Consider the following 1,486-nt stretch of genomic DNA (forward strand, 5'->3'; position numbering starts at 1 on the left):
GCCACGACCGCGACGGCGACCGCACCGGTGCCACAGGAGTCGGTTTCGCCCTCGACGCCGCGCTCGTAGGTGCGCTGTCGGAAGCCGCCCGAGCCGTCAGGGCTGGCCACGGTGACGTTCGTCCCGTCCGGGAAGACGTCAGCGTGTCTCACCGGCGGCGCGATCGCCTCGAGATCGATATCGTCGATAGCGTCGGACGAGGTCCGACTGACTCCCGACTCGAAGAACTCGTCGGGAACATCGTCGACGAAGCTCACGGCGTGGGGGACGCCGGTGTTGACGACCGATACCTCGAGGCCCTCGATCTCCTCCTTGAGGACCGGTTCGTCGGCTACGATCGGGATCTCGCCGGGATCGAACGTGAGACCGGTCATCTCGATGACGACGCCCTCACCGTCGCGATCGGCGCGAAGGGTGCCCGCCTGGGTGTCGATCATCACGCTGTCGCTCCCGGTCCGATTCATCGTCCACTCTGCGGCACAGCGAGCGCCGTTGCCGCACATCGGTGCCGTCGCGCCGTCGGGCTGGAACAGCGTCATCACGACGCGGGGCGGGTTGAACGTCTCTTCGGGAGCGAGAAAGAGGATCCCGTCGGCACCGATGCCGTCCGACCGGTCGCACTCGCGCTCGGCGAGGGCACCCCGGTCCGGGACGTGTTCGCCCGCGTGGATTATTAGAAAGTCGTTGCCGGTGCCGTGGTACTTCTGGAATGGGATACTCATCGTGCTATCGTCGGTCGTTGTCGGTGTCGCTCGCTCGGCCGTGGTCGTTCTTTCGGTCTGCGCTCGGGGCACTCCGTGCCTCGCGCTCCGCTCGCGTCACGTCGTCGATCGTCTCGCGGCGACGAGCGAGTCGAACGTCGCCGTCCTCGAGGACGATCGACGCGGGCCGGGGTCGGGTGTTGTACTGGTTCGCCATCTCGTAGCCGTAGGCCCCCGCGTTGCCGATTGCGAGGATATCCCCACGTTCGCTTACCGGTAGTTCACGCTCAGTACAGAAAACGTCGCCGCTCTCGCAGATCGGGCCGGCGACGGTCTGCAGGAGCCGTTCGCGACCGTCATCACCAGCTGCCGTCAGGTTCCGGATCGGATGGTACGCGTCGTACATCGCGGGTCGGATCAGGGTCGTCATCCCCGCGTCGACGCCGGCGACGGTCGTCTCGCGGGCCTCCTTGACGGTGTTCACTTCGGTGAGGAGCACGCCCGCGTCCGCGACGAAGTAGCGGCCGGGCTCGATCGCCAAGTCGGCGTCGGTCTCGCCGATCGCGTCTCGAGTGGCGTCCGCGACCGACTCGAGGTCCAGTGGCTCCTCGTCTTCGCGGTACGGAACCCCGAACCCGCCGCCGACATCGGCGAACTCGAGGCCGTCGGCGGCCTCACGGGTCGCTTCGCTCCCCGCTCGGCTATCCGAGGCGCGCAGCGCCTCGCTCACCTCTCTCGCCAGCTCCCCCATCCGCGCGACGAACTCCCGGTGGGCCTCGAGCTGG

General features: G+C 67.8%; 2 protein-coding genes. Both read right to left on the minus strand.

The window, feature by feature from the left end:
- Positions 1-722: diaminopimelate epimerase (gene dapF, locus PGX04_RS23435; RefSeq protein WP_273740718.1), on the minus strand; the 722-nt coding region annotated here is incomplete at its 3' end.
- 4 nt (positions 723-726) lie between these two features.
- A partial coding sequence (locus PGX04_RS23440) for a diaminopimelate decarboxylase family protein (RefSeq protein WP_377043314.1) occupies positions 727-1,486 on the minus strand: 760 nt, incomplete at its 5' end.

The organism is Natrinema soli (genome assembly GCF_028618695.1).